This window comes from Micromonospora sp. NPDC005161, assembly GCF_053599855.1.
Genome location: NZ_JBSFYQ010000011.1, coordinates 31,686 through 55,676 on the forward strand (window position 1 = coordinate 31,686; position 23,991 = coordinate 55,676).

The following is a 23,991-nucleotide window of genomic DNA, read 5'->3' on the forward strand; positions in this document are numbered from 1 at the left end:
CCCATGCCCGAAGCATTGCCGGTCGCCACGGTCCGTACGCAGGTCACGGTGCCGCTGACCTTTCCCGACGGCTACGCCACGACCACCCGGGTGTTCTCGTTCAAGGGCCTGGTGGACGGCCGCGAACACCTGGCCCTCGGCCTCGGCGACTGGGCCGGCGCGCTGGACCGGCTCGCCGACGGCGGCGAGCCGCCACTGGTCCGCCCGCACAGCGAGTGCCTGACCGGCGACGTGTTCGGCAGCCAGCGCTGCGACTGCGGGCCGCAGTTGCGCGAGGCGGTGCAGCGGATCGCCGAGGCCGGCGGATTCCTGCTCTACCTGCGCCAGGAGGGCCGGGGCATCGGCCTGTACGCAAAGCTCGACGCGTACGCCCTGCAGGACGCCGGGCTGGACACGTACCAGGCCAACGTCGCGCTCGGCCGGGGCGAGGACGAGCGGGACTACACCGCCGCCGCGCAGATGCTGGCCACCCTGGGTGTGCCCCGGATCCGGCTGCTCAGCAACAACCCGGACAAGGCGGAGCAGCTGACCCGCCTGGGTGTGGCGGTCGCCGAACGGGTGCCCACCGGCATCTTCCTCTCCCCGGCCAACGCCGACTACCTTGCCGCGAAGGCGGCCAAGGCTGCGGAGACCGAGGCGGACGCGGCTCCCGCTGGGCGTACCCCCGATCGGCCCGTCGCCCCATGAGCTGCCGGCCGGCGCTGGCGCGGCCGTACGTGCTGCTGAGCTGCGCCACCTCGATCGACGGATACATCGACGACGCCTCCGACCAGCGGCTCCTGTTGTCCAACGCGGACGACCTGGACCGGGTCGACGCCGTCCGGGCCAGTTGCGACGCGATCCTGGTCGGCGCCGGCACCGTCCGCCGCGACGATCCCCGGCTGCTGGTGCGCGCGGCGGAGCGGCGGGCCGAGCGGGTGGCGGGCGGGCGGCCGGCCTCGCCCATCAAGGTCACCCTGACCGCCCGGGGCGACCTCGACCCGACGGCTCGGTTCTTCACCGCGGGCGACGCGCCCCGGCTCGTCTACTGCGCCAGCGACGCGCTGGAGAAGACCCGGGAACGGCTCGGCCGACTCGCCACCGTGGTGGACGCGGGCGAGCCGGTCGACCCCGGTTGGCTGCTGGCCGACCTGGCCGCCCGGGGCGTACGGCGGTTGATGGTGGAGGGGGGTGGGACGGTGCACGCCCAGTTCCTCACCGCCGGCCTCGCCGACGAACTGCACCTGGTGGTCGCCCCGTTCTTCGTCGGCGACGGCCGGGCGCCCCGGTTCGTCGGCGAGGGCAGCTTCCCCTGGCACCCTGGCCGCCGGGCCCGGCTGGCCGAGGCCCGCCAGATCGGCGACGTGGTCCTGCTCCGCTACGCCCTCTCCGACCGCTGCCCCGGCGACTGACGCCACGCCGGACCGGCCCACACCAGGTGGTTCGCCGCGAGTGCGGTGGCCGCCTCTCGGCCCGGTAGGGTCCCGGCGCATGGCTTCACGAGCGGTTCGGTCGGGTGTCGTTGCCGCGCTGTGCCTGCTCGCCATGCTGGCTGGCTGTAGCGGCGACCCGAGTGCGACTCCGCTCGCCAAGGGCTGCCATCCACCTGCCCACGAAGATGAACTACTCGCCGCCTACCTCGCTGAACCGGTCTTCGCCTTCCGCCCGCCGGAGGCGCTCGCGGTCGGCCCACCAGCGGTCGAGAAGGGTTGCCGGCAGGTAGGCGAACGCGAGAGCACCCGGATCAAGGGACAGCCCGTCGACGCGGGTCCCGGCGTCACCACCACCAGGGTCAGCCTGTTCTTCGCGCTCGACGTGGGCTTCGCCCAGGACAAGCTGGCCGAGATGTACGAGCCGGCCATCCTGGCCGCGGGCTGGAATACGCAGCCGTTGGACCTGGCGCCCGTGCACAGCAGCGGCGACCGGCAGGCCGGGCTCTACTACTGCAAGGACGTCAACGGCGTGCCAAGTTTCCTCTCGGTCTACGAGCGCTGGGTGGGCACGACCGACCGTCGGGTCTTTCCGGTCTCCCCGTCGCCGGAAGGACACTGGCCTGAGGCCGGGAGCCTGGAGGTCACCGTCACCGCCGTGCGCGGGGTCCGCTGTACGACCCCCTGAGCGCTGGTGAACAGGCACCCGGGTAGGCCGGACCGACGCGACTCCGACCGACTGATCAGCTCGCCGGCACCGGATGCGTACCATGCGGGGCTGGGTTTCCCTCGTCGTGGCGGAGGTATCGGGTAGATGGCAGGCCAGCACGAGGGCTTCGCCCTCGGCGTCGACCTCGGTACGTCCAACACGGTCGCGGTGCTGCGCTGGCCGGACGGGCGGACCCGTCCGCTGCTGATGGACGGTCAGCCGGTCAGTCCGTCCGCCGTGTACGCCGACCCGGACGGCACGCTGCACGCCGGTTGGGACGCCCGCCGGTTGGCGCAGGCCGATCCGGCCCGGTTCGAGGCGAACCCGAAGCGTCGGGTGGACGAGCCGGGCGTGCTGCTCGGGGACCGCTCGTACCCGCCGGCCGAGCTGCTCGCCGCGGTGCTGGCGGCGGTCGCGCGGGCCGCGGTGGGCACCGTCGGCTTCCTGCCCCCGGCTGTGGTCACCTGCCCGGCGGCCTGGGACGCCACGCGGCGCCAGGTGCTCGGCGACGCGCTCATGCGGGCCGGCTGGCCGCAGGCGGCCGAGCACACGCTCGCCGGGCCGACGCCGCCGGGCACCCGGCTGCTGCGCGAGCCGGTGGCCGCGGCCCGTTACTACACGCAGGTGCTGCACCGGCCGGTGCCGGTCGGCGGCGCGATCGCGGTGTTCGACTTCGGCGGCGGGACGCTCGACGTCGCGGTGCTGCGCAACGAGGGCGCCGACCCGTGGGGGGACTCCGGCTTTCGCGTGGTGGCCGATGGTGGCCTGCCGGATCTCGGTGGCCTGGATCTCGACGCCGCGCTGGTGCGGCGGGTCGGCGAGCTGGTCGGTGACCGGCACGCCGCGCAGTGGGCCCGGCTGATTCACCCGACGGACCCGGCGCAGCGCCGCGACCAGGTCCGGCTCTGGGACGAGGTCCGGGGCGCCAAGGAGACGCTGTCCCGCTCGACGGTGGCGCCGGTCACCGTGCCCGGCGTGGCCGAGGCGGTGCGCCTGACCCGGGGGGACGTCGAGCGGGTGGCCACGCCGTTGCTGCGCCGCGCGGTCGACCGGGCCCGGGAGGTGATCGCCGCCGCCGGGCTCAGCCCCGACCAGCTCGCCGGGTTGTTCCTGGTCGGCGGCTCGTCGCGGATCCCGCTGGTGGCCCGGATGCTGCACGCCGAGCTGGGGGTGGCGCCGACGGTGCTGGACCAGCCGGAGTTGCCGGTGGCCGAGGGAGCGCTGACCGACCTGCCGCTGCTCCGGCAACTGTCCGCGCCGGCGTACGCCGGACCGCCGCTCGCCCCGCCGAGCGCCCCGGCCGGACCGGCGCAGGCACCAGCCTCGCCAGCCGTACCGACGCAGGCCCCTGCGTCACCGGCCGGACCACCGTTCGCGCCGACCTCGCCCGCCGCGCCCGGTTCGACCGCGCCGACCATCCCGGCTGGGGCCGGTTCGACCGCGCCCACCGTCCCCGCCGAGGCCGCCCCGACCGTGCCGTCGCAGCACGGGTCGGTGTCGACGCTGCCGTCGGGGCCGTCCGGGTCAGGTTGGCCGGGGTTGCCGACGCCGACCGAACCAGAGCCGGCGGGCGTACCGGCGACCCTGGTCGGTGGCCACGGTGCCACCCCGCCGCCGACGCCCAACCGCGTCCCCGGGACGCGTTGGCGGCGGGCCCACTGGGTGGTGCTCGCCGCGGTGCTCGCCCTGGCCGGGGTGGCCACCGCGTCGACGCTCTACTTCCTCCGCGACCGCTATCCGGACCTGGAGTTCCGACCGCTGAGTGTGCTGTCCCGGCCGCATGCCGGCGCCGAGCGGCCGAGCGGCATGTGGACGGCGGTGCTCGAGGATCGGGCCTACCTCGGGTACCCGCTGCCGGACAAACGGCTCGAGGTGGTCGCCGTCGACACCGGCACCGGCGACGAGCTGTGGCGCAAGCCGACCAACGTCAGCGCCGACAACTGGACGGGGCTGGTGGCCGTCCCGGGGGCGGTCGCGGTCATCGCCGACGCGCCGGGCGACAGCACCCCCCGCCAGCTGGCCGTCCTCGACGGTCGCTTGGGCACGCAGCGCTGGAACCGCGCCATCCGTGGCGACGACAGCGTGTACTTCGCCGACGGCGTGGCGGTGCTGGTGGACCGGGCCGGCGACCGGCTGGTCGGCCTGCGGCTGAGCGACGGCCACGAGACGTGGACCGAGGCCAACCCCCGCGACCAGTACGGCGGCGGTCGCACCGTCGTCCGGCCGGTCAGCACCGATGGGGCGGCCGGCGGGCCGGCCTTCCTCGACGGCACGCCCCGCAACCCGTGGACGAGCAAGGGGCGGCGACTCGTGCAGATCGGTGCGGACCGGTCGGCGCGGTTGCTCGACATGGCCTCCGGCTCGGTGCTGCGTCAGTGGGGCAACGTCGCGGACCTCGACGACCTAGTGGTGGCACACGAGGACCGGCTCTACGTGGCGGCCAACGACGGCGGATACCAGCTGCTGGCGTACGACCTGAACTCCGACGCCACGCCCGTGGTTCTCTACCGGGCCGGGAACGACCAGCGCCGGCCGAAGGAGCTGGTGGCCTGCGGTGAGCGGCGGGCGTGCCTGCTGGAGGTGCCGAACAGCGAGGCCGAGCGCACCGAGGTGGTGGCGGCGACCGAGGGTAAGAGCCCGGTTCGGTGGGCGGCGCCGGGCGCGACCGGCCTGGTCCCGCTCGGCGCCCAACTGCTCGCCCAGCGGGAGAGCCCGGAGTCGACGGTCACTGTCTTCGACGCCGAGGGCAAGGCGGTGCTGCGCGACCGCCGCGGCGTGGCGGTCCGCCTCGACGAGGGCAACCTGCTGGTCTTCGCCAAGGCGCCCAGCACGGTGGCGGACAACCGGGTCCTGGCCGGCGTGTGGGCCGAGTCGGGCGCGGTCGACGAACTGGGCGAACTCCAGGACGTCCGCAGCGCGTCCTGCTCGTGGAACACCCGGGTGATCGCCTGCGGCGCCGACAAGGACTTCGTCCTGTACAGCTTCGTGGACGAGTAACCGCCGCGATCTTCAGGTGCGGACGATGTTCGTGCCCTCGACCCGGACCGGGATCTCGGTGAGCCCCCGCGTGGCGGGGCCGGCGAGGCGGGCGCCGTCGCTGGCCGAGAAGGTGGAGTTGTGCGCGGGGCAGGTGATCACCCCGTCCCGGGGTGCGCCGACCCGCGCGCCCTGGTGCGGGCAGGTCGCGTCGTACGCGGTGAAGGTGCCGGCCTCGGGCTGGACGACCAGCACACCGTCGACGACCGTGCCGCCGCCGACCGGCACGTCGCCGGTGCGGGCCAGCACGGTGCCGGGTGTGGCAGCCGGCTGACCGGTGGGGGAGTCGCCGGCGCCGCAGGCGCTCAGCAGTCCGGCCGCGCCGACCGCGCCGACACCGCTCAGCAGCGCTCGCCTGCTCAGGCACCAGCGGTCGTCGCGGAGGAACTCCTGCCCGTCGTACACCGTCGTCACCTCTCCGTCGGCGGACCGGACCGCCGTCGGTCCGCGCGCGGTCGCCGGTGTCGGCGGTGGCGCACCCGGACGGGTCCGGTGGCTCGCCGGGCCAGCCTGCCCCATCCGGCTGGGCGCGCGTTGCGAGCCAGCTGAATGATGGCTGGGCGCACGCCCGCCGAGGCCGAAACGCCCGCCTCCGGGACGGCCCGTACGATGCTGCGGTGATTCTTCGGGGTACGGTCCGGCTCGATCGTCCGCTGGTGGTGCTCGCCGTCGAGGAGGAGGCCCGGTACCTCCCGCCGGAGCTGCCGGTGCTGTTCACCGGGATGGGCAAGGTGAACGCCGCCAGCGCCGTGGCGGCGGTGCTGGCCGCCGGCCCGCGCCCCGCCCTGCTGCTGAACCTGGGCACGGCGGGGGCGTTGCGCCCAGGCTGGACCGGCATCCACGAGGTCGCCACGGTGCTCCAGCACGACCTGGACACCGCCCTGTTGCGCACGCTCACCGGCCAGACGTACGGCGCGCCGCTCCCGCTGGCCGCGGAGGGCGCCGTGCTGGCCACCGGCGACACGTTCGTGGCCGACGACGGCGCACGGGACCGGTTGGCGCAGCGCGCAGACCTGGTGGACATGGAGGGGTACGCGATCGCCTGGGCCGCCAACCAGGCTGGCGTGCCATGCCGGCTGGTCAAGCAGGTCAGCGACGAGGCGGGGGATGGTGCGGCCCGGACGTGGCGGGAGTCGGTCGACGCCTGCGCCCGGGACCTCGCCGAGTGGGCCACCCGACACCTCGCCTGACGGTCGCGGGTCAGTCGTTGCTTCGCCGCCACTCCAGCCCCGGCTTGGTCTCCCGACCCCCGCCGGGGGTCAGGATGTGACCGGCCAGCCCGGCCGCCACGACCACGGTGACCAGCAGCGGCGGCCAGCCGCCGGCCCACGGCAGCACCAGCAGCGGCAGGAGCTGCCAGGCCAACCGCCGCCACGGCACGTTGTTGGTCACCAACCAGGTGAACAGGACGCGCCCGAGCACGAACAGCAGCGGACCACCGACGATCAGCATGAGCCACCGCACCGGCGTCTCTCCCGTGGGCCGGGCGGCGACCAGGTCGAACGACGCCGCCGTGCCGACCACGCCGGTCAGCATCACCAGATGGGTGTACGGAGCCAGTCGGGACGCCTGCCTCGCTTCGACCCCGGCCAACAGGAACTGGCCGGCCCGGAAGACGTAGACCTGCCAGAGCAGCAGCATGATGGCGAAGGCGCAGAAGAGGGCGGTGAGCCGGAAGCGGTCGAACTGTGTCCGGCTGACCTCCAGGGTGGGCACCAGGATGATGTCGCCGAGGGCCAGGATGATGAACTGCTGGTACCGCTCGCCCAGGTGCCCGGTGGTCCGGTCGTACTGCTCCATGGGCACCTGACCCAGCCAGGGCGTCGGGTACCGGACCGCCGCGAAGAACAGGTCGATCGCTATCGCCACGGCCCAGAGTCCCCAGTCCGGCGCGCCGGTCACCGCCCCGGCGATCCAGAAGACGCCGGAGACCACGAACCAGAACAGGAACCGCGTGGCCCGTTTCTTGGCCGCCTCATGCCGCTGCCGGTGCAACGAGGTGATCAGGACGACGCCGCGCACCACGTGCGTGGTGACGTACGCGATCGCGAAGACCATCGCGTGCCCTGCCGAGAGCATCGGCAGCGCCGCCGCCATCCCCACCGACCCCACCATGGCGACCATCAGGATGACCTGGATCGGGCGCTGATCAGGGTCGTAGAACTCGGTCGTGGTCGAGGTGACCGACCAGGTCCACCAGATGGCCGTCAGCGTCAGCAGCACCTCCGCGGCGCCGGTCCAGGATTCACGTTCGGCGATCAGCTTCGAGACCAAGGCGAGGGCGGCCACGAAGACCACGTCGAAGAGCAGCTCCAGCAGGGTGGCCCGGGCCGATCCGTCCGGGCGGCGTACCAGCGCCGCGGTGCCTCCGGTGGTCATGCCCGGCCTCCCGCCGCATCCTTCGAGGATTATCGGCGGCGACGGCGTGGCCCGTCCCCGGATCGACGATTCCCGCCGACCCCTGGTCAAGCGCGCGACCGGGCGTGGTTGCCATGGCGACAGCCGCCGGGCGATGCTTGACGGCATCCATATATCTCGATCTCTTTGGAGGTTCGGATGCTCCGCAGCCCGCTCGTCGCCCTCGTCCTGACCGCCCTCCTGCTCGTTGCGCCCGGCGCGGCGCAGGCCGCCGTCCCCGACCGCGCCGCCCCCGCCGCGCCCGTCGCCGACCCGGTGGCCGCGCTGGCCGGTGTACGCACACCCGGCACCGCCTGGGGCCTCGACCCGGCCACCGGCCGGATGACCCTCACCGTCGACGACACCGTGACTCCCGCCCAGGTGGCGGCGCTGCGGACGGTGGCCGACCGGGCCGGCGCGCTGCTGCGTCGGGAACCCGGAACGCTGCGCACCCTGATCGCCGCCGGACAGGGCGTCTACGGCGGTGGCAGCCGCTGCTCGCTCGGCGCGAACGTGCGCAGCGGCAGCACCTACTACGTGATCACTGCCGGCCACTGCACCACCGTCGCCAGCGCCTGGTACGCCGACAGCGCGCAGACCACCGTGCTCGGCACCCGTACCGCCACCAGCTTCCCCGGCAACGACTACGGCCTGATCCGCTACACCGGCCGGATCGCCCATCCCAGCGCGGTCTACACCTACCCTGGGCTGCTGACGATCTACGGCGCCGGCGGCGCGTACGTCGGTCAGGCGGTGTGCCGCAGCGGCGTCACCACCGGCGTGCGCTGCGGCACCGTCACCGGCCTCAACCAGACCGTCAACTACGCCGGCGGCAACGTGGTCTACGGCCTGATCCGTACCAACATCTGCGCGGAGCCGGGGGACAGCGGCGGCCCGCTCTACGTGGCCGCCACCGGCATGATCATCGGCATCCTCTCCGGCGGCAGCGGCAACTGCACCTCCGGCGGCACCACCTATTACCAGCCGATCGGGGAGGTGCTGGCCGCGTACGGGCTGACGCTGCCCTGACCTCGTCGCGATGCAGTTGCTCGTCCCGCGCGACGCGCCTAGGCTCGGCGCACCCCGAACCCTCGCCCGGAGGACGTGTGCCGACCCCCGACGCCCGACCCGACTCCGCGACCGCTCCGGCCGGTTCCCCGTCGGTCGAGGTCGCCACGGTGGGGGAGACCATGGTCGTGCTGTGCCCCGCGCCGGGCGAGCCACTGGAGCACGCCGAGCGGGTCGCCGTCTCGGTCGGCGGCGCGGAGTCCAACGTGGCCGGTTACCTCGCCCGGCTCGGGCACCGGGCGGCCTGGGTCAGCCGGGTCGGCGACGACCCCTTCGGCCGGGCCGTCGTCCGACACGTCGCCGCCGCCGGCGTCCGGGTGGATCTGGTGACTGTGGATCCGGCGGCCCCCACCGGGCTGTACGTCAAGGACCCGGGCGCGACGGCGACCGAGGTGCACTACTACCGGGCCGGCTCGGCCGCCTCCCGAATGGGCCCCAGCACCTTGGCCGACCAGCGGCTGGCCGGCGCCCGGGTGCTGCACCTGTCCGGGATCACCCCCGCGCTCTCCGCCCCCTGTCGAGCACTGGCCGAGCACGCGGTGACCGACCGGCCGCTGCCGGGCGCGCTGGTCAGCTTCGACGTCAACCACCGGGCCCGGCTCTGGCCGGCCGACCGGGCCGCGTCGGTGCTGCGCGACCTCGCCGACCGCAGCGACCTGGTCTTCGTCGGTCAGGACGAGGCGGACGCGCTGTGGGGCACGGACGATCCGGCGGCGGTGCGCCGCCTGCTGCCCGGGCCGGAGACGGTGGTGGTCAAGGATGGCGCGGTGGGGGCCATCGCGCTGTGCCGCGACGCCGAGCCGGTCTTCGTCCCGGCGCCGCGGGTGGCGGTGGTGGAGCCGGTCGGCGCCGGAGACGCGTTCGCCGCCGGCTACCTCGCCGGGCTGCTGCGCGGCCTCGACACGGTACGGCGGCTGCGTCTCGGGCATCTGGTCGCGGCCCAGGCGTTGGGCAGCAGCGGCGACAACGCGCCGGTGCCGCCGTGGGCCTGGTTCGACCAGCTGCTGGACGCCCCCGCCGAGGCCTGGTCGCCGCTGGACCTGGCCCGGCTTCCAAGCGATCTCGGATGGAGTGGATCATGAGCACAGCGGACTTCGGCGACGTCTTCGGCACGGCCCGGGTGATGGCGATCCTGCGCGGCCTGCCGGTGGCGGAGACCGTCCGGCTCGCCGGCCGCGCCTGGGACCTTGGCATCGACGTGGTCGAGGTGCCGGTGGCGACCGCCGACGCGGTGCCGGCGCTGCGCGCGGCCGTCGAGGCGGGCGCCGAGCGCGGCCGGATCGTCGGCGCCGGCACCGTGCTCGACGTGGAGCAGGTCGCGGCCGCGGCCGACGCCGGGGCCGCGTTCACCGTCGCGCCCGGCCTGGATCTCGCGGTCGCCGACGCCGCTGCCGCGCGCGGCCTGCCGCACCTGCCGGGCGTGGCCACGCCGACCGAGGCACAGCAGGCGTTGCGACACGGCCTCACCTGGCTCAAGGCGTTCCCCGCGATCTCCCTCGGACCGGGCTGGTTCCGGGCGGTCGCCGGCCCGCTGCCGCAGCTACGGTTCGTCGCCACCGGTGGCCTCGACGCGGGCAACGCCGGGGCGTTCCTCGACGCCGGCGTACGGGTCGTGGCGGTCGGCTCGGCGCTGGCCGATCCCGATCAGCTGGACCGGCTGTCCGAGCTGGTCGCCCTCGGAACCTCCGCCCGCTGATCCCGGTTCGCCGCCCGGCGTCAGCCGGTGGCCGCCGGTCGGTCGAGAAAGAGCAGCCGGGCGCGCTTCTCCGGCAGGTCGATCAGCGGGCCGGGCCGGAAGCCGGCGCGCACGAACCGGTCGACGGCCTTGTCGTTGCGGGCGTCCGGCTCCATGACGACCCGCAGGCGGCCGGGGTCGGCGAGGACGAAATCCAGGATCGCGCCGAACAGCGTGCCGGTGAAGCCGCGCTCGACCGTCACCGGTGGCCCGATCAGCAGGTGGACGCCGACGTCGCCGGGAAGCACGTCGTAGCGCTCGCCGACCGGGTCGGCCTCCGGCTGGTAGGTCTGCGCCAGCGCCACCGGCACGCCGTCGCGGTGCACCAGGTACGCGTGGTGGGTGGCCAGCGAGTCCAGGTACGCGTAGATCTCGTGCACCCGCTCACGGCTCGCCTCGCGCATCCCCCAGAACCGGGCCCGCTCCTGGGTCACCCAGGCGTGCAACAGGTCGGCGTCCTCGTCGGGCCGCACCGGCCGGATGGTCACCAGCCCAAAAGCGGGGATGTCCCGCCGGTGGCGGTGTCGATCGGCGGTCCTGGTGTCAGTGCTCATCACGCTCCTCGGTGAGCTTCTCCCAGCCCGTGGTCACCGGCAACAGCTCCCCGGCCAGCCAGGCCGGGCTCTGGTCGTCGTGGTGCGGGTCGCCGGGCACCCCGCAGGCGCCCAGCGGGACCACCCAGCGGCTGTCGTCCCGCCGGGCCAGGTCCCACACGAAACGCGCGGCCGGTCCCCGGAAGCACCAATGGGTCACCCCGGGCACGCTGGAGGTGGACAGCACGCAGTCGTGGTCGCCGCCGAGGCGGGGGCCGGGGCCGGCGTCCGGGTCGGGCAGCGCCCGCCACGGCGCCAACCGGTGCAGGTCTCCCCAGCGCACCTGCCCGTCCGCCGCGCCCGCGACCTCCTCGGCCGCCGTGCGGACCAGCGCCGCCACGTCCACGCCGGGCAGCCGGGCGCCGCCGAGCAGGTGCGACAGCGCGTAGCCGACCCGCGGCGTCAGTGCCAGCCAGGGCGCGAACACCTCCGGGTACGCCGGCGGCTCGGCCAGCGCGGCCAGCGCCGGGTGGGCAGCCAGCCGGCGTACGACGGCCGACCGCAGCACGGCGAAGTCCGCGGCGTCGGTGCTGTCGGCGGCCATCCGCCGGTCCCAGCGCAGCAGGCGTTCACGCAGCGCGTCGGCATCCGGACCGAGCCCGGTCACCCCGGCCAGGATCGCCAGCAGCGGACCGGCCGACGCCAGGTACGTGTCGGTGTGCACGGCGGCCAGGCGCTCGGCCGTCCAGGCGTGGCCGGCGTCGAGCAGCTCGGCGATCCGGTGCGCCCGGTGCGGCGGGGCGAACTCGACACCCAGCGGCGCCGCCAGCCCCCGCTCGTTGGCCATCACCGCACGGCCGGCCACGTCGGCCCGGGGCAGCGGCGCGTACCAGCCGCGCCAGGCGTACTCGGCCCGCCAGGCCGGGACCACCCCCCGGCCGTTCTCCGGATTCCGCACCGGCACCGCGCCGGCGACCCGGTGCAGCAGCCCGCCGGCGGTGTCCGCCGCCTGCACCACGTTGACCGGCTCCACCCAGTGCCGCAGTGCCCGGTCCACGTCCGCCACGCTCCGGGCGCGCAGCAGCTCCGGCAACGCCGCGAACCCCAGCTCGGCGCGGACGCGGGGAGGGTAGCGGAGGCTGATGGCGCTGGACTCGTCCGGCCCGCCGACGATCACCGGGCCTCGCTCGGTCTCCACCACCTCGACCTCGACCGGGTCCGCCCCAGCCACCTCGATCGTCTCGACGTGGGTGTGTGCCGGTCGCCAGCCGTCCGGGCCGAGCGCTTCGACCACCGGGCCCTGCCGGCGCAGCCGCTCGGCGTACAGGTCCTGGTAGTCGGCCATCGCGTTGGTGATCGCCCAGGCCACTGCGCCGGCGTGCGCGAAGTGCGCGATGCCCGGCACACCCGGCATCGCCAGCCCGACCACGTCGTACTCCGGGCAGGCCAACCGGATCTGCTGGTAGACGCCGGGATCCTCGATGAACCGGTGCGGGTCGCCGGCGAGCAGCGCCGCCCCGGTGCCGGTCCGTTCGGCCGCGAGCAGCCATCCGTTGCTGCCGGCGACGGCCGGCCCGTCGGTGGCGAACAGGTCCCGCGCGTCCGGGCCGAGCCGGCGCGCCACGTGCTCGCGCCAGAGCTTGCTGGGGAACCCCGCGAACAGGATGTGGTGACCCAGCCAGATGGCCAGCGGCGTCCACGGCTGCCACCGGCCCGGGCTCAGCCCTGTGGCGGCGAACTCGGGTGCGCGGGCCGCCCCGGCGGCGAGGCCGGCGTTCACCCCGGCCACGTACGCGCCCACCCAGGCGGCGGTCGCCGGGTCGAGCGCGGCGTGGCAGCGGCGGGCGGTGTCGTCGAGCCGGACCTGCCGGGCGAACCGGTCCCAGCCGAGCGCGTCAGCGCCGAGGAAGGCGGCGCTGGTGCCCTGCGCCCGGTGCCGTTCCACCTCGATCTGCCACGCCCGGTCGTACGCGGTCACCCGGCCCTGCGCCGTCGCCAGGGCGAGCGGGTCGCCGGCCCGCAGGTGCGGCACACCCCACCGGTCGCGGAACCGCTCAGCGTTCACGCCGGCTCCGGGGCGGGCACGGTGGCCCGGCGCCGGGCGGCGGGGATGACCAGCGGGGTGCCGGTCTCCGGGTCGTCGATCACCCGGCAGGGCAGCCCGAACACCTCGGCCACCAGGTCCGCGGTGACCACCGAGGCCGGCTCGCCGGCGGCCACCACCCGCCCGTCGCGCATGGCGATGAGGTGGGTGGCGTAGCGGGCGGCGTGGTTGAGGTCGTGCAGCACAGCGACCAGCGTGCGCCCCTGCTCCTCGTGCAGCCGGGCGCAGAGGTCCAGGATCTCGATCTGGTGGGCGATGTCGAGATAGGTGGTCGGCTCGTCGAGCAGCAGCAGGGGGGTCTGCTGGGCCAGCGCCATGGCGATCCACACCCGTTGCCGCTGCCCGCCGGAGAGCTCGTCCACCGACCGGTCGGCGAGGTCGGCGACCCCGGTGGCGGCCATCGACTCCTCGACGACCCGCTCGTCCTCCCGGGACCACTGCCGCAGCAGCCCCTGGTGTGGGTACCGGCCCCGGGCGACCAGTTCGGCGACGCTGATCCCGTCCGGCGCGATCGACGTCTGCGGCAGCAGGCCGAGGGTGCGGGCCACCTTCCGGGCGGGCACGTCGTGGATGTCCCGCCCGTCCAGCAGCACCGCGCCGGTGGTCGGGCGCAGCATCCGGGACAGGGCGCGCAGCAGGGTCGACTTGCCGCAGGCGTTCGGGCCGATGATCACCGTGAACGACCGGTCGGGCACCGCCACGGTCAGGTCCTCGGCGATGGTGCGCCGATCGTAGGCGAGGGTCAGCGCGGTGCCGCCGAGCCGTGAACTGCCGGGGTGCATGGATGCTCCTTCGAAGGCGTCGCGGGTGTTCACAGCCGACCCGCCCGGCGTTCCATGGCCAGCAGCCACACCAGGTAGCCGCCGCCGATCACCCCGGTCACCACACCGACCGGAAGCTGGTGCCCGGTGAAGGCACGCTGGGCCAGCAGGTCGGCACCGACCAGCAGCGCCGCGCCGACCGCCATCGACGGCACCAGGTTCGGGCCGGGCGCGCGGGTCAACCGCTTCGCCACGTGCGGCGCGACCAGCGCCACGAAGGACACCGGCCCGGCGGCGGCCGCGGCGAACGAGACCAGCAGCACCGCGGCGGCGAGCAGCACCAGGCGCAGCAGCCGCACCGGCACGCCGAGGGCGCTGGCCGTGTCGTCGCCCAGTTCCATCATTCGCAGCGCCGGGGCGCAGCCGATGAGCACCAGCGGCGCCAGCACGGCCACGACGGCGAGCAGCGGCCCGGCGTTGGCCCAGCCCCGGCCGTCCAGGCTGCCGGTGAGCCAGAGCACGGCGCGGGCGGCGTCCATCAGTGGCGCCCGGGTCAGCAGGTAGCCGTTGACCCCGGTGAGGATCGCGGCGACGCCGATGCCGACCAGGATCAGCCGGTGACCGTGCACCCCGCGCCGCCAGGCGAGCGCGTAGATCAGCACGCCGGTGCCGAGCCCGCCGGCCACCGCCGCGCCGGCCAGCGCCAGGCTGCCGCCGCCGAGGACGACCACCACCAGCGCGCCGGTCGCCGCGCCCTGGGTGAAGCCGAGCACGTCGGGGCTGCCCAGCGGGTTGCGTACCAGCGACTGGAACACGGTGCCGGCCAGCGCCAGCGCCGCGCCGACCAGCAGGGCGGTGACCAACCGGGGCAGCCGCAGCTCCCCGACGATGAACTGCTCGGCCGGTGTGCCGCCGCCGGTCAACGTGCGCAGCACGTCGGCCGCGCCCATCGGGTAGTCGCCGCTGCCCAGGGCGACCAGACCCAGCCCGGCGGCGAGCAGCGCGGCACCGGCCCCGACGATCAGCGCGCGGGGGCGGAAGCGCAGCGAGAGCCCGCCCGGGGTACGGAGGACGGTCATGGGTGGGCCACCCGTCCGCGGGTGACCAGCCAGAGGAAGAGGGGGCCGCCCAGCACGGCGGTGACCATGCCGACCTGGAGTTCACCCGGCCGGCCCAGCACCCGGCCCAGCACGTCGGCGCCGAGCAGCAGCACCGGTGCGAGCACCGCGCAGTACGGCAGCAGCCAGCGCAGGTCGGGGCCGATCAGGGCGCGGACCAGATGCGGCACCAGCAGCCCGACGAAGACGATCGGGCCGCAGGCCGCGGTCGCCGCGCCGCAGAGCAGGGTGACCGCGACGATCACGGCGGCCCGGATCAGCGCGGGTCGGGCGCCCAGGGCGCGCGCGGCGTCGTCACCGAGCGCGAGGGCGTTCAGCGGGCGGGCGGCGCCGAGCGCGACCAGCAGGCCGACCAGGATGAACGGCAGCACCCGGGTCACCGTCGCGGAGTCCGCACTGGCCAGTGAGCCGACCGTCCAGAACCGCAGCCGCTCCAGCGAGGCGGTGTCCAGCAGCATCACCGCGCTCACGTACGAGTAGAGGGTGGCGTTCAGCGCCGCGCCCGCCAGCGCGAGGCGGGCCGGAGTGGCCCCGCGTCCGCCACCCACGGCGTAGACCAGCGCGGTGACCACCGCCGCGCCGAGCAGCGCGAACCAGACGTACCCGCCGATGGCCGTGACGCCCAGGAAGGCGGCGGCGGAGGCGCCGGCGGCGGAGGCGCCGGCGTTGATGCCGAGCAGCCCGGGGTCGGCGAGCGGGTTGCGGGTGAGGGCCTGCATCACCGCGCCGGCGACCCCGAGCGCCGCGCCGGCGATCAGCCCGAGCAGGGTGCGTGGCAGGCGCATCCGGTGCACCACGGCGTACTCGGTGGCGTCGCGGTGCAGCAACCCGGACCAGACGTCGCCGAGTGACATGGACTTCGCGCCGACCGCGATGCTGAGCAGCAGGACCACGCCGAGCAGCGCCACGGCGCCGATCAGGCCGGTGGCGCGGGCCGCGTCGCGACCGCGCCGCACCGGCGGTGGTGCGAGGGGTGGTGCCGCCAGGTCAGCTGGCACGGTTGGTGCCGGTCTGGTGACGGAGGGTGTGGCGTCCAGTGTGGGCTCCGGGGTGTGGCGACACGACGTACCGATGTTGACAACGAACGAGGTTAGGCTAACCTAACCCCCGCCGTCCTGGTCGACCCCGGCCGTCCCCTGATCGAAAGACAACACCATGCCCGATGCCCTGTCCGCCCGTCGCCTCTCCCGTCGTGGCCTGCTGGCCGCCGGTGGCGCCGCCACGCTGGCCGCCCTGCTCGCCGGCTGTGGCAAGGACGACGCCCAGAAGACCGACGCCAGCAACGGAAGTGGCCCCTGGTCGTTCACCGACGACCGCAACCAGAAGATCGAGGTGGCGGCTCGTCCGACCCGCGTGGTGGCCTTCACGGGGGTAGCGGCCGCACTGATCGATTTCGGTCTCGACAAGCAGCTCGTCGGCGTGTTCGGCGAGACCACGCGCGCCGACGGCACGGCCGAACCGCAGGCCGGCGACCTGAACATCGAGGCCGTGGAGATCCTCGGCAACGTGTGGGGCGAGTTCAGCCTGGAGAAGTACGCGGCGCTGCGCCCCGAGCTGCTGGTCACGCACATGTACGACCCGGACGCCCTCTGGTACGTGCCGGACGAGAGCAAGACCAAGATCCTGCCGCTGGCGCCGAGCGTGGCGATCACCACCGCCCGGGTGCCGATGACCAAGCCCATCGAGCGGTACGCCGCGCTGGCCGAGTCGCTCGGCGCGGACCTGTCCGCGAAGAAGGTCACCGACGCGAAGGCCCGCTTCGAGGCCGGCGCCGAGGCGGTCCGCCAGGCCGTCAAGGCCAACCCGGCGATCAAGGTCATGGCCTGCTCCGGCAGCCCCGACCTGTTCTACGTCTCCAACCCAAAGGTGAGCACCGACCTGATGTACTTCGCCGAGCTGGGCGTGGACATCGTGGTCCCCACCAAGCTCGAAGCCGGCGACTACTTCGAGGCGCTGAGCTGGGAGAACGCCGGCAAGTTCCCGGCCGACCTGATCCTGCTGGACAACCGCAGCACCGCCCTGCAGCCCAAGGACCTCACCGCCAAGCCCACCTGGCAGCAGCTGCCGGCGGTCAAGGCCAACCAGGTGACCCCGTGGGACACGGTGCCCCGCTTCTCGTACGCCGGCTCCGCGCCGCTGCTGGAGAACCTCGCCACCGCCATCCGGAACGCGAAGAAGATCAGCTGACGCCATGACCGCCTGACCGGCGACCCAATCGAAGGCAGCACGGCCCCCGGCGCTCGACCGCGCCGGGGGGACGGTTCCGGCTGCCCATCGTCGAGAACGTGGAGGACATCCGTGACCCTGCCGACGTACCCCGTCGAGACCACCGCGCCGCCATCGGCACCGGCCACCGCGCCGGCAGTCGCGCGGGCCCAGCTGCTGCACGGCGACTCGGTCGAGCAGTACCGGCGGACACTCGCCGACGGCGTCGACCGGGTCGCCCGCCGGGTGGCCACCGTGGACCGGCCCGGCACCGGGATCACCCCGGCCGAGCTGGCGCCCGTGGTCGATGGCGTCGACCTGGACCGACCCCTGGGCGACGCGGACGCCGCGCTGGACGAGCTGGAGGACGTCTACCTGCGCGACGCCGTCTGGTTCCACCACCCCCGCTACCTCGCCCACCTCAACTGCCCGGTGGCCATCCCGGCACTGCTCGGCGAGGCGGTGCTCACCGCCGTGAACTCCTCCCTGGACACCTGGGACCAGAGCGCCGGGGCCACCCTCATCGAACGGCGCCTGATCGACTGGACCGCCGCGCGGGTCGGCCTCGGCCCCACCGCCGACGGCGTCTTCACCACCGGGGGCAGCCAGTCCAACCTCCATGCGCTGCTGCTGGCCCGGGAGGAGGCGTGCGCCGCCGCGACCACCCCGGCGGCCCGCGCCGACCTGCTGCCCCGCCTGCGTGTCCTCACCTCCGCGGCCGGTCACTTCAGCGTGCAGAAGTCCGCCAAGCTGCTCGGCCTGGCCCCGGACGCGGTGCTCGCGGTGCCCACCGACCCGCAGCGCCGCATCCGCCCGACCGCCGTCCGCGACGAGATCGCGCGGTGCCGGCAGGCCGGGCTGGTGGTCATGGCGGTCGTCGGCACCGCCGGCACCACCGACTTCGGCTCCATCGACCCGCTCGCCGACCTGGCCGGGGTCTGCGCGGCAGCCGCGGTGTGGCTGCACGTCGACGCCGCGTACGGCTGCGGCCTGCTGGTCTCGCGGACCCGGCGGCACCTGCTCGACGGCATCGATCGGGCCGACTCGGTGACCGTCGACTACCACAAGTCGTTCTTCCAGCCGGTCAGCTCCAGCGCGCTGCTGGTGCGCGACCGGCGGGTGCTGCGGCACGCCACCTACCACGCCGACTACCTCAACCCGGCGCGGATGGTGGAGCAGCGGATCCCCAACCAGGTCGACAAGAGCCTGCAGACCACCCGCCGCTTCGACGCGCTGAAGCTCTGGCTGACCCTGCGGGTGATGGGCCCGGACGCGCTCGGCGCGCTCTTCGACGAGGTGGTCGACCGGGCCGCCGACGCCTGGGAGTTGGTCAGCGAGGATCCCCGCTTCGAGGTCGTGACCCGCTCGGAGCTGAGCACGGTGGTGTTCCGTTACCTGCCCACCGGCCCTGCCCGGGAGTTCGCCGACGCGGCCAACCTGCACGCCCGGGAGGCGCTGGCCGCCTCCGGCGCCGCGCTCGTCGCCGGGACCCGGGTGGACGGCCGGCACTTCCTGAAGTTCACCCTGCTGAACCCGGCCACGACTCTCGACGACGTCGGGCACGTGCTCGAACTGATCGCCACCCACGCCGGCCGGTACGTGCACGACCGTACCGCCGCCGACCTGACCTGCCACGTCGGCTGATGCCGGCGAACCCGCGCCTGGAGGGCCGGATGTCCACCCACGACTTCATCGCCATCGGGCTGGGCCCGTACAACCTGGGCCTGGCCTGCCTCACCGCGCCGATCGACGAGCTGGACGGGGTGTTCCTGGAGGCCCGGCCGAGCCTGGCCTGGCACCCCGGCATGCTGCTGGAGTCGGCCCGGTTGCAGACCCCGTTCATCGCGGACCTGGTCAGCCTCGCGGACCCCACCTCGCCGTACTCCTTCCTCAACTACCTGAAGGAGATCGGCCGGCTCTACCCGTTCTACATCCGGGAGAGCTTCTACCCGCTGCGCAGCGAGTACGACGCCTACTGCCGGTGGGCTGCGGCGAAGCTGCCGAGCCTGCGCTTCGGCCAGACGGTCACCACCGTGGAGTACGACCCCGCCGACGAGGGGTACGTGGTGCGGGCCAGCACCGCCGCGGGGGAGACGGTCGAATACCGGGCCCGGCACCTGGTGCTCGGCACCGGCACCCCGCCGCACCTGCCGCCCGCCGTCGCCGCGCTGCCCGGCGACGCGGTGCACAACTCGCGCTACCTGGAGCACCGGGACGCGCTGCGCACCAAACGCAGCATCACCGTGGTGGGCAGCGGGCAGAGCGCCGCCGAGATCTACCACGACCTGCTCGGCGACCTCGACCGGTACGGCTACCAACTGAACTGGGTGACCCGCTCGCCGCGGTTCTTCCCCCTCGAATACACCAAGCTGACTCTGGAGATGACGTCACCGGACTACGTGGACTACTTCCACGCGCTGCCCGAGGCGACCCGCTACCGGCTGGAGTCCGAGCAGAAGGGGCTGTTCAAGGGGATCAACGCGGACCTGATCAACGACATCTTCGACCTGCTCTACGCGCACAGCGTCGACGGGCCGGTGAACACCCGGCTGCTCACCAACACCGAGCTGACCGGCGCCGACCACCACGACGGGGCGTACACGCTCGGGTTGCGTCAGGTGGAGCAGGAGCGCGACTTCACCCTGCGGACCGAGGGCCTGGTGCTGGCGACCGGTTACCACTACCGGGTGCCGGAGTTCCTCACGCCGGTGCGCGACCGGATCCGCTGGGACGCGCGCGGCCGATTCGACGTGGCCCGCAACTACAGCATCGACCACACCGGCCGGGGCATCTTCCTGCAGAACGCGGGCACCCACACGCACAGCATCACCTCACCGGACCTGGGCATGGGCGCGTACCGCAACTCGTGGATCATCCGGGAGCTGCTCGGCCGGGAGCACTACCCGATCGAGAAGAGCATCACCTTCCAGGAGTTCGGCGCGCCCGCCGGGGTGGCGTCGTGACCGTCGTCTACACCCGCGTCGACGACCGGCTCGGTGAGTTCACGCTGCGTACCCTCGACCCGGACGCCGACGCCGCGCTGCTGCACGCCTGGGTGACCCACCCGAAGGCGGCGTTCTGGCTGATGCAGGACGCCGACCCGGCCGGGGTGGCCGAGGAGTACCGGCGGATCGCCGCCCACCCGCACCACGACGCGTACCTCGGCCTGTGCGACGGACGTCCGGCCTTCCTGGCCGAACGCTACGACCCGGCGCGCGTCGAGCTGGTCGGCCTGTACGACGCCCAGCCCGGCGACGTGGGCATGCACTTCCTCTGCGCGCCCACCGGCACCCCCGTGCACGGCTTCACCCGGGCGGTCATCACCACCGTCATGGCCTGGCTCTTCGCCGACCCGGCGACCCGCCGGGTGGTGGTCGAGCCGGACGTGCGCAACACCGCCGTGCACGCGCTGAACGCCGCCGTCGGTTTCGAGGTCGTCGGCGCCATCGCCAAGCCCGAGAAGGAGGCGCTGCTGAGCGTCTGCACCCGGGCCCGGTTCCACGCCGCGACCGACCAGGCAGCGGCCGACCGGGCCGCCACAGACCGCGCAGCCGCCACCCGAACCGAAGGAGCCCCGGCGTGACCGCCACCGCCGTCCCCACCCAGCCGTCCTCCGCCGCCGCCTCGGCCGCCGTCGACCCGGTCGGGCATCTCACCCCGCAGCGCTGGGCCCGGGCCAACCGGCTGCTGGTCCGCAAGGCGCTCGCCGAGTTCACCCACGAACGGCTGATCACCCCGGAGCCCGTCCCGGTCACCACCGACGACCGGCAGTGGTACGAGGTCCGCAGCGACGACGGCGCGGTCACCTACCGGTTCGCCGCGCGGGTGTTCGCCCTGGCGCACTGGCAGATCGACCCGGACAGCATCACCCGGCACCGCGACGGGGTCGCCCTGCCGCCCGACGCGGTCGACCTCATCGTCGAGCTGCGCGACACTCTCGGGCTCTCCGCGCGGGTGCTTCCGGTCTACCTGGAGGAGATCACCTCCACCCTCGCCGGCACCGCGTACAAGCTGGCCCGCCCCGCGCCGGACGCCGCCGAGCTGGCCGGGGCGGACTTCCAGACCATCGAGACGTCGATGACCGAGGGCCACCCCTGCTTCGTGGCCAACAACGGCCGGCTCGGCTTCGGCGTCGACGAGTACCACCGGTACGCCCCGGAGGCCGCCGCGCCGGTCCGACTGGAGTGGCTGGCCGCACACCGGGACCACTCGACGTTCAGCAGCGCCGCCGACCTCGACTACGACACGCTGATCGAGGGTGAGCTGGACGTCGACACCCGGGCCCGGTTCGCCGCGACGATGGCCGGCCTGGGGCTGGATCTCGCCGACTACCACCTGATCCCGGCGCACCCGTGGCAGTGGTGGAACAAGCTGGCGGTCACCTTCGCCGGCGAGCTGGCCGAGCGGCGGCTCGTGCACCTCGGCCCCGGGTCGGACGAGTACCTCGCCCAGCAGTCCATCCGCACCTTCTTCAACGTCACCGAGCCGGGCCGGCACTACGTGAAGACCGCGCTGTCGGTGCTGAACATGGGCTTCATGCGCGGTCTGTCGGCCGCGTACATGGCGGCCACGCCGGCCATCAACGACTGGCTGGCGGACCTGATCGCGGGGGACGAGGTGCTGGCCGGCACCGGGCTGACGGTCATCCGGGAGCGGGCCGCGGTGGGCTACCGGCACCGGCAGTACGAGGCGGCCACCGACCGCACCTCCCCGTACCGGAAGATGCTGGCCGCGCTGTGGCGGGAGAGTCCGGTCCCCGGCCTGGCGCCGGGCCGGCGACTGACCACCATGGCCGCGCTGCTGCACGTGGACAGCGACGGCGGCTCGCTGGCCGCGGAGCTGATCGCCCGGTCCGGGCTGGCGCCCGAGGTGTGGCTTCGCCGCTACCTGGACGCCTACCTGACCCCGCTGCTGCACAGCTTCTACGCCCACGATCTGGCGTTCATGCCGCACGGCGAGAACGTCATCCTGGTCCTCGACGAGCGGGACACCGTCGAGCGGGTGATCTTCAAGGACATCGCCGAGGAGATCGCGGTGATGAGCACCGAGGTCGAGCTGCCGCCCGCGGTGGAGCGGATCCGGGTCGAGGTGCCCGACGACACCAAACTGCTGACCATCTTCACCGACGTGGTCGACTGCTTCCTGCGCCACCTCAACGCGGTGCTGGTCGAGGCCGGAGTGCTGGCCGAGGACGCCTTCTGGCGTACGGTCGCGGCCTGCGCCGCCGACTACCTGGACCGGGTGCCGCACCTGGCCGAGCGGGCCCGCCGCTACGACCTGTTCGCCCCGGAGTTCGCGCTGTCCTGCCTCAACCGGCTGCAACTGCGCGACAACCAGCAGATGATCGACCTGGCCGACCCGTCGGCCGCCCTCCAGTTCGTCGGCACGCTGACCAATCCGCTGGCCCGCTACGCGCCGGCCCGGTGACACCGGTCGCGCTCCGGCCGGGTCGGCGAGGCTGACACCCGGCCGGGGCGCGACCGCGAGACGATTGCGTATGCACCCGACGGTGTGACGCATGGTCGAAGCGTTCGCCGGCCAGTGCAATGGAGGCATGACTGAAACCTCCCCCGTACTCGTCCTGGTTGGCACCGGCAAGACCGGCCGCCGGGTCGCCGCCCGGCTCGCCGCCCGAGGGCTGCCGGTCCGGCTCGGCTCCCGCGCCGGCGCTCCGCCCTTCGACTGGACCGACCGGGCCACCTGGCCGGCCGCGTTGGCCGGCGTCCGGTCGGTGTACCTGAGCTACCAGCCCGACCTCGCGGTGCCCGGGGCGGTGCCGGCGGTCGACGCGTTCACCCGGCTCGCCGTCGCCGGGGGAGTGGACCGCGTGGTCCTGCTCTCCGGGCGCGGCGAGGCCGAGGCCGAGCAGGCCGAACAGGCCGTCCGGAAGGTGCTCGACGACGCCGGTGGCACCTGGACGGTGGTCCGGGCGAGCTGGTTCCAACAGAACTTCAGCGAGGGGGACCTGACCGACGCGGTGCGCTCGGGCACCGTGGCGCTGCCCATCGGTGACGTGCCGGAGCCGTTCGTGGACGTCGACGACATCGCCGACATCGCGGTGGCCGCGCTGACCGCCGAGGGCCACGCTGGCGAGGTGTACGAGGTGACCGGACCGCGTCTGCTGACCTTCGCCGACGCGATCGCGGAGATCGCCCAGGCCAGCGGCCGACCGATCCGGTTCGTCCCGGTCGACCCGGCGGAGTACGCCGACGCGCTGCGCGGTGCCGGCGTGCCGGCGGAGACGGTGGCGTTGCTGGCGTACCTCTTCGGCACGGTGCTCGACGGTCGCAACGCGAGCCTGACCGACGGCGTGCGGCGGGCTCTCGGCCGCGACCCAGCTGACTTCAGCGGGTACGCCCGGGCCGCCGCCGCGACCAGCGTCTGGGCGGTGTGAGATGAGTGTCCTGCGAACCGCGAGCCTGCTCGCCGCCACCGTGACCACCGGTCTGACCGCTGGGCTGTTCACCGCGTTCTCGTACGCGGTCATGCCGGGCCTGGCCCGCACCGACGACCGGACGCTGGTGCTCGCCATGCAGCGGATCAACGAGTCCATCCTCAACGGGTGGTTCGCCGTCTGCTTCGGCGGTGCGTTGGTGTTCACGCTGCTGGCGGCGGCACTGCACCTGGACGCCGGGCACCGCGCGGTGCTGCCGTGGATCGTCGCCGCGCTGCTGCTGTACCTGGTGGTGCTCGGCGTCACGGCCGTCGTCAACGTGCCCCTCAACAACGTGCTGGCGCAGGCCGGCGACGTCGACCGGGTCGCCGACCTGGCCGGCTTGCGGGAGGGCTTCGAGGCTGCCTGGGTGCGCGGCAACGTGGTCCGGGCCGTCGCCTCGACCGGCGCGTTCGGGCTGCTCACCTGGGCCCTGGTCGCGCTCGGCCGACTGCCCGGCTGAGCCGCCCGCTCGCTCCACGT

22 protein-coding genes are annotated in these 23,991 nt (G+C 74.0%); 15 read left to right on the forward strand and 7 right to left on the reverse strand.

Annotated features, from left to right (window positions below):
* The first annotated feature begins 3 nt into the window (after window positions 1–3).
* From ACWD5O_RS13215 to ACWD5O_RS13230, 4 genes are all read left to right on the forward strand, one after another.
* The gene (locus tag ACWD5O_RS13215) at window positions 4–687 is read left to right on the forward strand and encodes a GTP cyclohydrolase II (RefSeq protein ID WP_450085405.1); all 684 of its coding nucleotides are present in this window, start codon (window positions 4–6) and stop codon (window positions 685–687) included.
* Entirely contained in the window at window positions 684–1,391 is a 708-nt protein-coding gene (locus tag ACWD5O_RS13220; RefSeq protein ID WP_354962403.1) for a RibD family protein, read from the forward strand. The genes ACWD5O_RS13215 and ACWD5O_RS13220 overlap by 4 nt, the downstream gene beginning before the upstream one ends.
* Window positions 1,392–1,470: 79 nt before the next feature.
* Window positions 1,471–2,097 (forward strand): hypothetical protein, encoded by a 627-nt coding sequence (locus tag ACWD5O_RS13225; RefSeq protein WP_450085406.1) that lies wholly within the window; start codon window positions 1,471–1,473, stop codon window positions 2,095–2,097.
* A 126-nt stretch (window positions 2,098–2,223) separates the two neighbouring features.
* Window positions 2,224–5,115 carry an Hsp70 family protein gene (locus ACWD5O_RS13230; protein WP_450085407.1) on the forward strand — a complete coding sequence of 964 codons (2,892 nt, stop codon included), beginning with the start codon at window positions 2,224–2,226 and terminating at the stop codon, window positions 5,113–5,115.
* Window positions 5,116–5,127: 12 nt separating this feature from the next.
* On the opposite strand, the gene ACWD5O_RS13235 is transcribed toward ACWD5O_RS13230, so the two are convergent.
* Window positions 5,128–5,673 (reverse strand): Rieske (2Fe-2S) protein, encoded by a 546-nt coding sequence (locus ACWD5O_RS13235; RefSeq protein ID WP_450085408.1) that lies wholly within the window; start codon window positions 5,671–5,673, stop codon window positions 5,128–5,130.
* Between the two features lie 98 nt (window positions 5,674–5,771).
* Between ACWD5O_RS13235 and ACWD5O_RS13240 the strand changes: the two genes are divergently transcribed.
* Complete coding sequence (locus ACWD5O_RS13240; RefSeq protein WP_354962399.1) at window positions 5,772–6,344, forward strand: nucleosidase; 573 nt, start codon at window positions 5,772–5,774, stop codon at window positions 6,342–6,344.
* A gap of 10 nt (window positions 6,345–6,354) precedes the next feature.
* Here the strand turns inward: ACWD5O_RS13240 and ACWD5O_RS13245 are convergent, their stop codons facing one another.
* Window positions 6,355–7,533 carry a low temperature requirement protein A gene (locus ACWD5O_RS13245; RefSeq protein ID WP_354962398.1) on the reverse strand — a complete coding sequence of 393 codons (1,179 nt, stop codon included), beginning with the start codon at window positions 7,531–7,533 and terminating at the stop codon, window positions 6,355–6,357.
* 177 nt (window positions 7,534–7,710) lie between these two features.
* Here ACWD5O_RS13245 and ACWD5O_RS13250 point away from each other — a divergent pair, with 177 nt between their 5' ends.
* From ACWD5O_RS13250 to ACWD5O_RS13260, 3 genes are all read left to right on the forward strand, one after another.
* Window positions 7,711–8,580, forward strand: coding sequence for a S1 family peptidase (locus ACWD5O_RS13250; RefSeq protein WP_354962397.1), 870 nt, complete (start codon window positions 7,711–7,713; stop codon window positions 8,578–8,580).
* Window positions 8,581–8,657: 77 nt separating this feature from the next.
* Window positions 8,658–9,701, forward strand: a complete 1,044-nt coding sequence (locus ACWD5O_RS13255) for a sugar kinase (protein WP_387322260.1) — start codon at window positions 8,658–8,660, stop codon at window positions 9,699–9,701.
* Window positions 9,698–10,315: a bifunctional 4-hydroxy-2-oxoglutarate aldolase/2-dehydro-3-deoxy-phosphogluconate aldolase gene (locus tag ACWD5O_RS13260; RefSeq protein ID WP_354962395.1), complete on the forward strand. Its 618-nt coding sequence runs from the start codon at window positions 9,698–9,700 to the stop codon at window positions 10,313–10,315. Before ACWD5O_RS13255 ends, ACWD5O_RS13260 begins: the two co-directional genes overlap by 4 nt.
* 20 nt (window positions 10,316–10,335) lie before the next feature.
* Here the strand turns inward: ACWD5O_RS13260 and ACWD5O_RS13265 are convergent, their stop codons facing one another.
* The 5 genes from ACWD5O_RS13265 to ACWD5O_RS13285 are packed head-to-tail and all read right to left on the reverse strand — an operon-like array spanning window position 10,336 to window position 15,778.
* Window positions 10,336–10,908 (reverse strand): GNAT family N-acetyltransferase, encoded by a 573-nt coding sequence (locus ACWD5O_RS13265; protein ID WP_354962393.1) that lies wholly within the window; start codon window positions 10,906–10,908, stop codon window positions 10,336–10,338.
* A complete protein-coding gene (locus ACWD5O_RS13270) occupies window positions 10,898–12,952 on the reverse strand; it encodes a penicillin acylase family protein (protein WP_450085409.1) in 2,055 nt (684 codons plus the stop codon). The genes ACWD5O_RS13265 and ACWD5O_RS13270 overlap by 11 nt, the downstream gene beginning before the upstream one ends.
* Window positions 12,949–13,773 (reverse strand): ABC transporter ATP-binding protein, encoded by an 825-nt coding sequence (locus ACWD5O_RS13275; protein WP_450085410.1) that lies wholly within the window; start codon window positions 13,771–13,773, stop codon window positions 12,949–12,951. Before ACWD5O_RS13275 ends, ACWD5O_RS13270 begins: the two co-directional genes overlap by 4 nt.
* 29 nt (window positions 13,774–13,802) lie before the next feature.
* A complete protein-coding gene (locus tag ACWD5O_RS13280; protein ID WP_354962389.1) occupies window positions 13,803–14,831 on the reverse strand; it encodes a FecCD family ABC transporter permease in 1,029 nt (342 codons plus the stop codon).
* Window positions 14,828–15,778: a FecCD family ABC transporter permease gene (locus ACWD5O_RS13285; RefSeq protein ID WP_450085498.1), complete on the reverse strand. Its 951-nt coding sequence runs from the start codon at window positions 15,776–15,778 to the stop codon at window positions 14,828–14,830. The genes ACWD5O_RS13280 and ACWD5O_RS13285 overlap by 4 nt, the downstream gene beginning before the upstream one ends.
* 247 nt (window positions 15,779–16,025) lie before the next feature.
* Here ACWD5O_RS13285 and ACWD5O_RS13290 point away from each other — a divergent pair, with 247 nt between their 5' ends.
* The 7 genes from ACWD5O_RS13290 to ACWD5O_RS13320 all read left to right on the forward strand — a co-directional run bounded on the left by ACWD5O_RS13290 (window position 16,026) and on the right by ACWD5O_RS13320 (window position 23,971).
* Complete coding sequence (locus ACWD5O_RS13290; protein WP_450085411.1) at window positions 16,026–17,057, forward strand: ABC transporter substrate-binding protein; 1,032 nt, start codon at window positions 16,026–16,028, stop codon at window positions 17,055–17,057.
* A gap of 111 nt (window positions 17,058–17,168) precedes the next feature.
* Window positions 17,169–18,719 (forward strand): pyridoxal phosphate-dependent decarboxylase family protein, encoded by a 1,551-nt coding sequence (locus tag ACWD5O_RS13295; protein WP_450085412.1) that lies wholly within the window; start codon window positions 17,169–17,171, stop codon window positions 18,717–18,719.
* 29 nt (window positions 18,720–18,748) lie between these two features.
* A complete protein-coding gene (locus ACWD5O_RS13300; RefSeq protein ID WP_450085413.1) occupies window positions 18,749–20,038 on the forward strand; it encodes a lysine N(6)-hydroxylase/L-ornithine N(5)-oxygenase family protein in 1,290 nt (429 codons plus the stop codon).
* On the forward strand, window positions 20,035–20,658 hold the full coding sequence (locus tag ACWD5O_RS13305; protein WP_354962386.1) for a GNAT family N-acetyltransferase: 624 nt from the start codon (window positions 20,035–20,037) through the stop codon (window positions 20,656–20,658). Before ACWD5O_RS13300 ends, ACWD5O_RS13305 begins: the two co-directional genes overlap by 4 nt.
* Complete coding sequence (locus tag ACWD5O_RS13310; RefSeq protein WP_354962385.1) at window positions 20,655–22,502, forward strand: IucA/IucC family protein; 1,848 nt, start codon at window positions 20,655–20,657, stop codon at window positions 22,500–22,502. The genes ACWD5O_RS13305 and ACWD5O_RS13310 overlap by 4 nt, the downstream gene beginning before the upstream one ends.
* A 91-nt stretch (window positions 22,503–22,593) precedes the next feature.
* Window positions 22,594–23,469: an NmrA family transcriptional regulator gene (locus ACWD5O_RS13315; RefSeq protein ID WP_450085414.1), complete on the forward strand. Its 876-nt coding sequence runs from the start codon at window positions 22,594–22,596 to the stop codon at window positions 23,467–23,469.
* A 1-nt stretch (window position 23,470) separates the two neighbouring features.
* Window positions 23,471–23,971: an anthrone oxygenase family protein gene (locus tag ACWD5O_RS13320; RefSeq protein ID WP_354962383.1), complete on the forward strand. Its 501-nt coding sequence runs from the start codon at window positions 23,471–23,473 to the stop codon at window positions 23,969–23,971.
* Window positions 23,972–23,991: the final 20 nt, after the last annotated feature.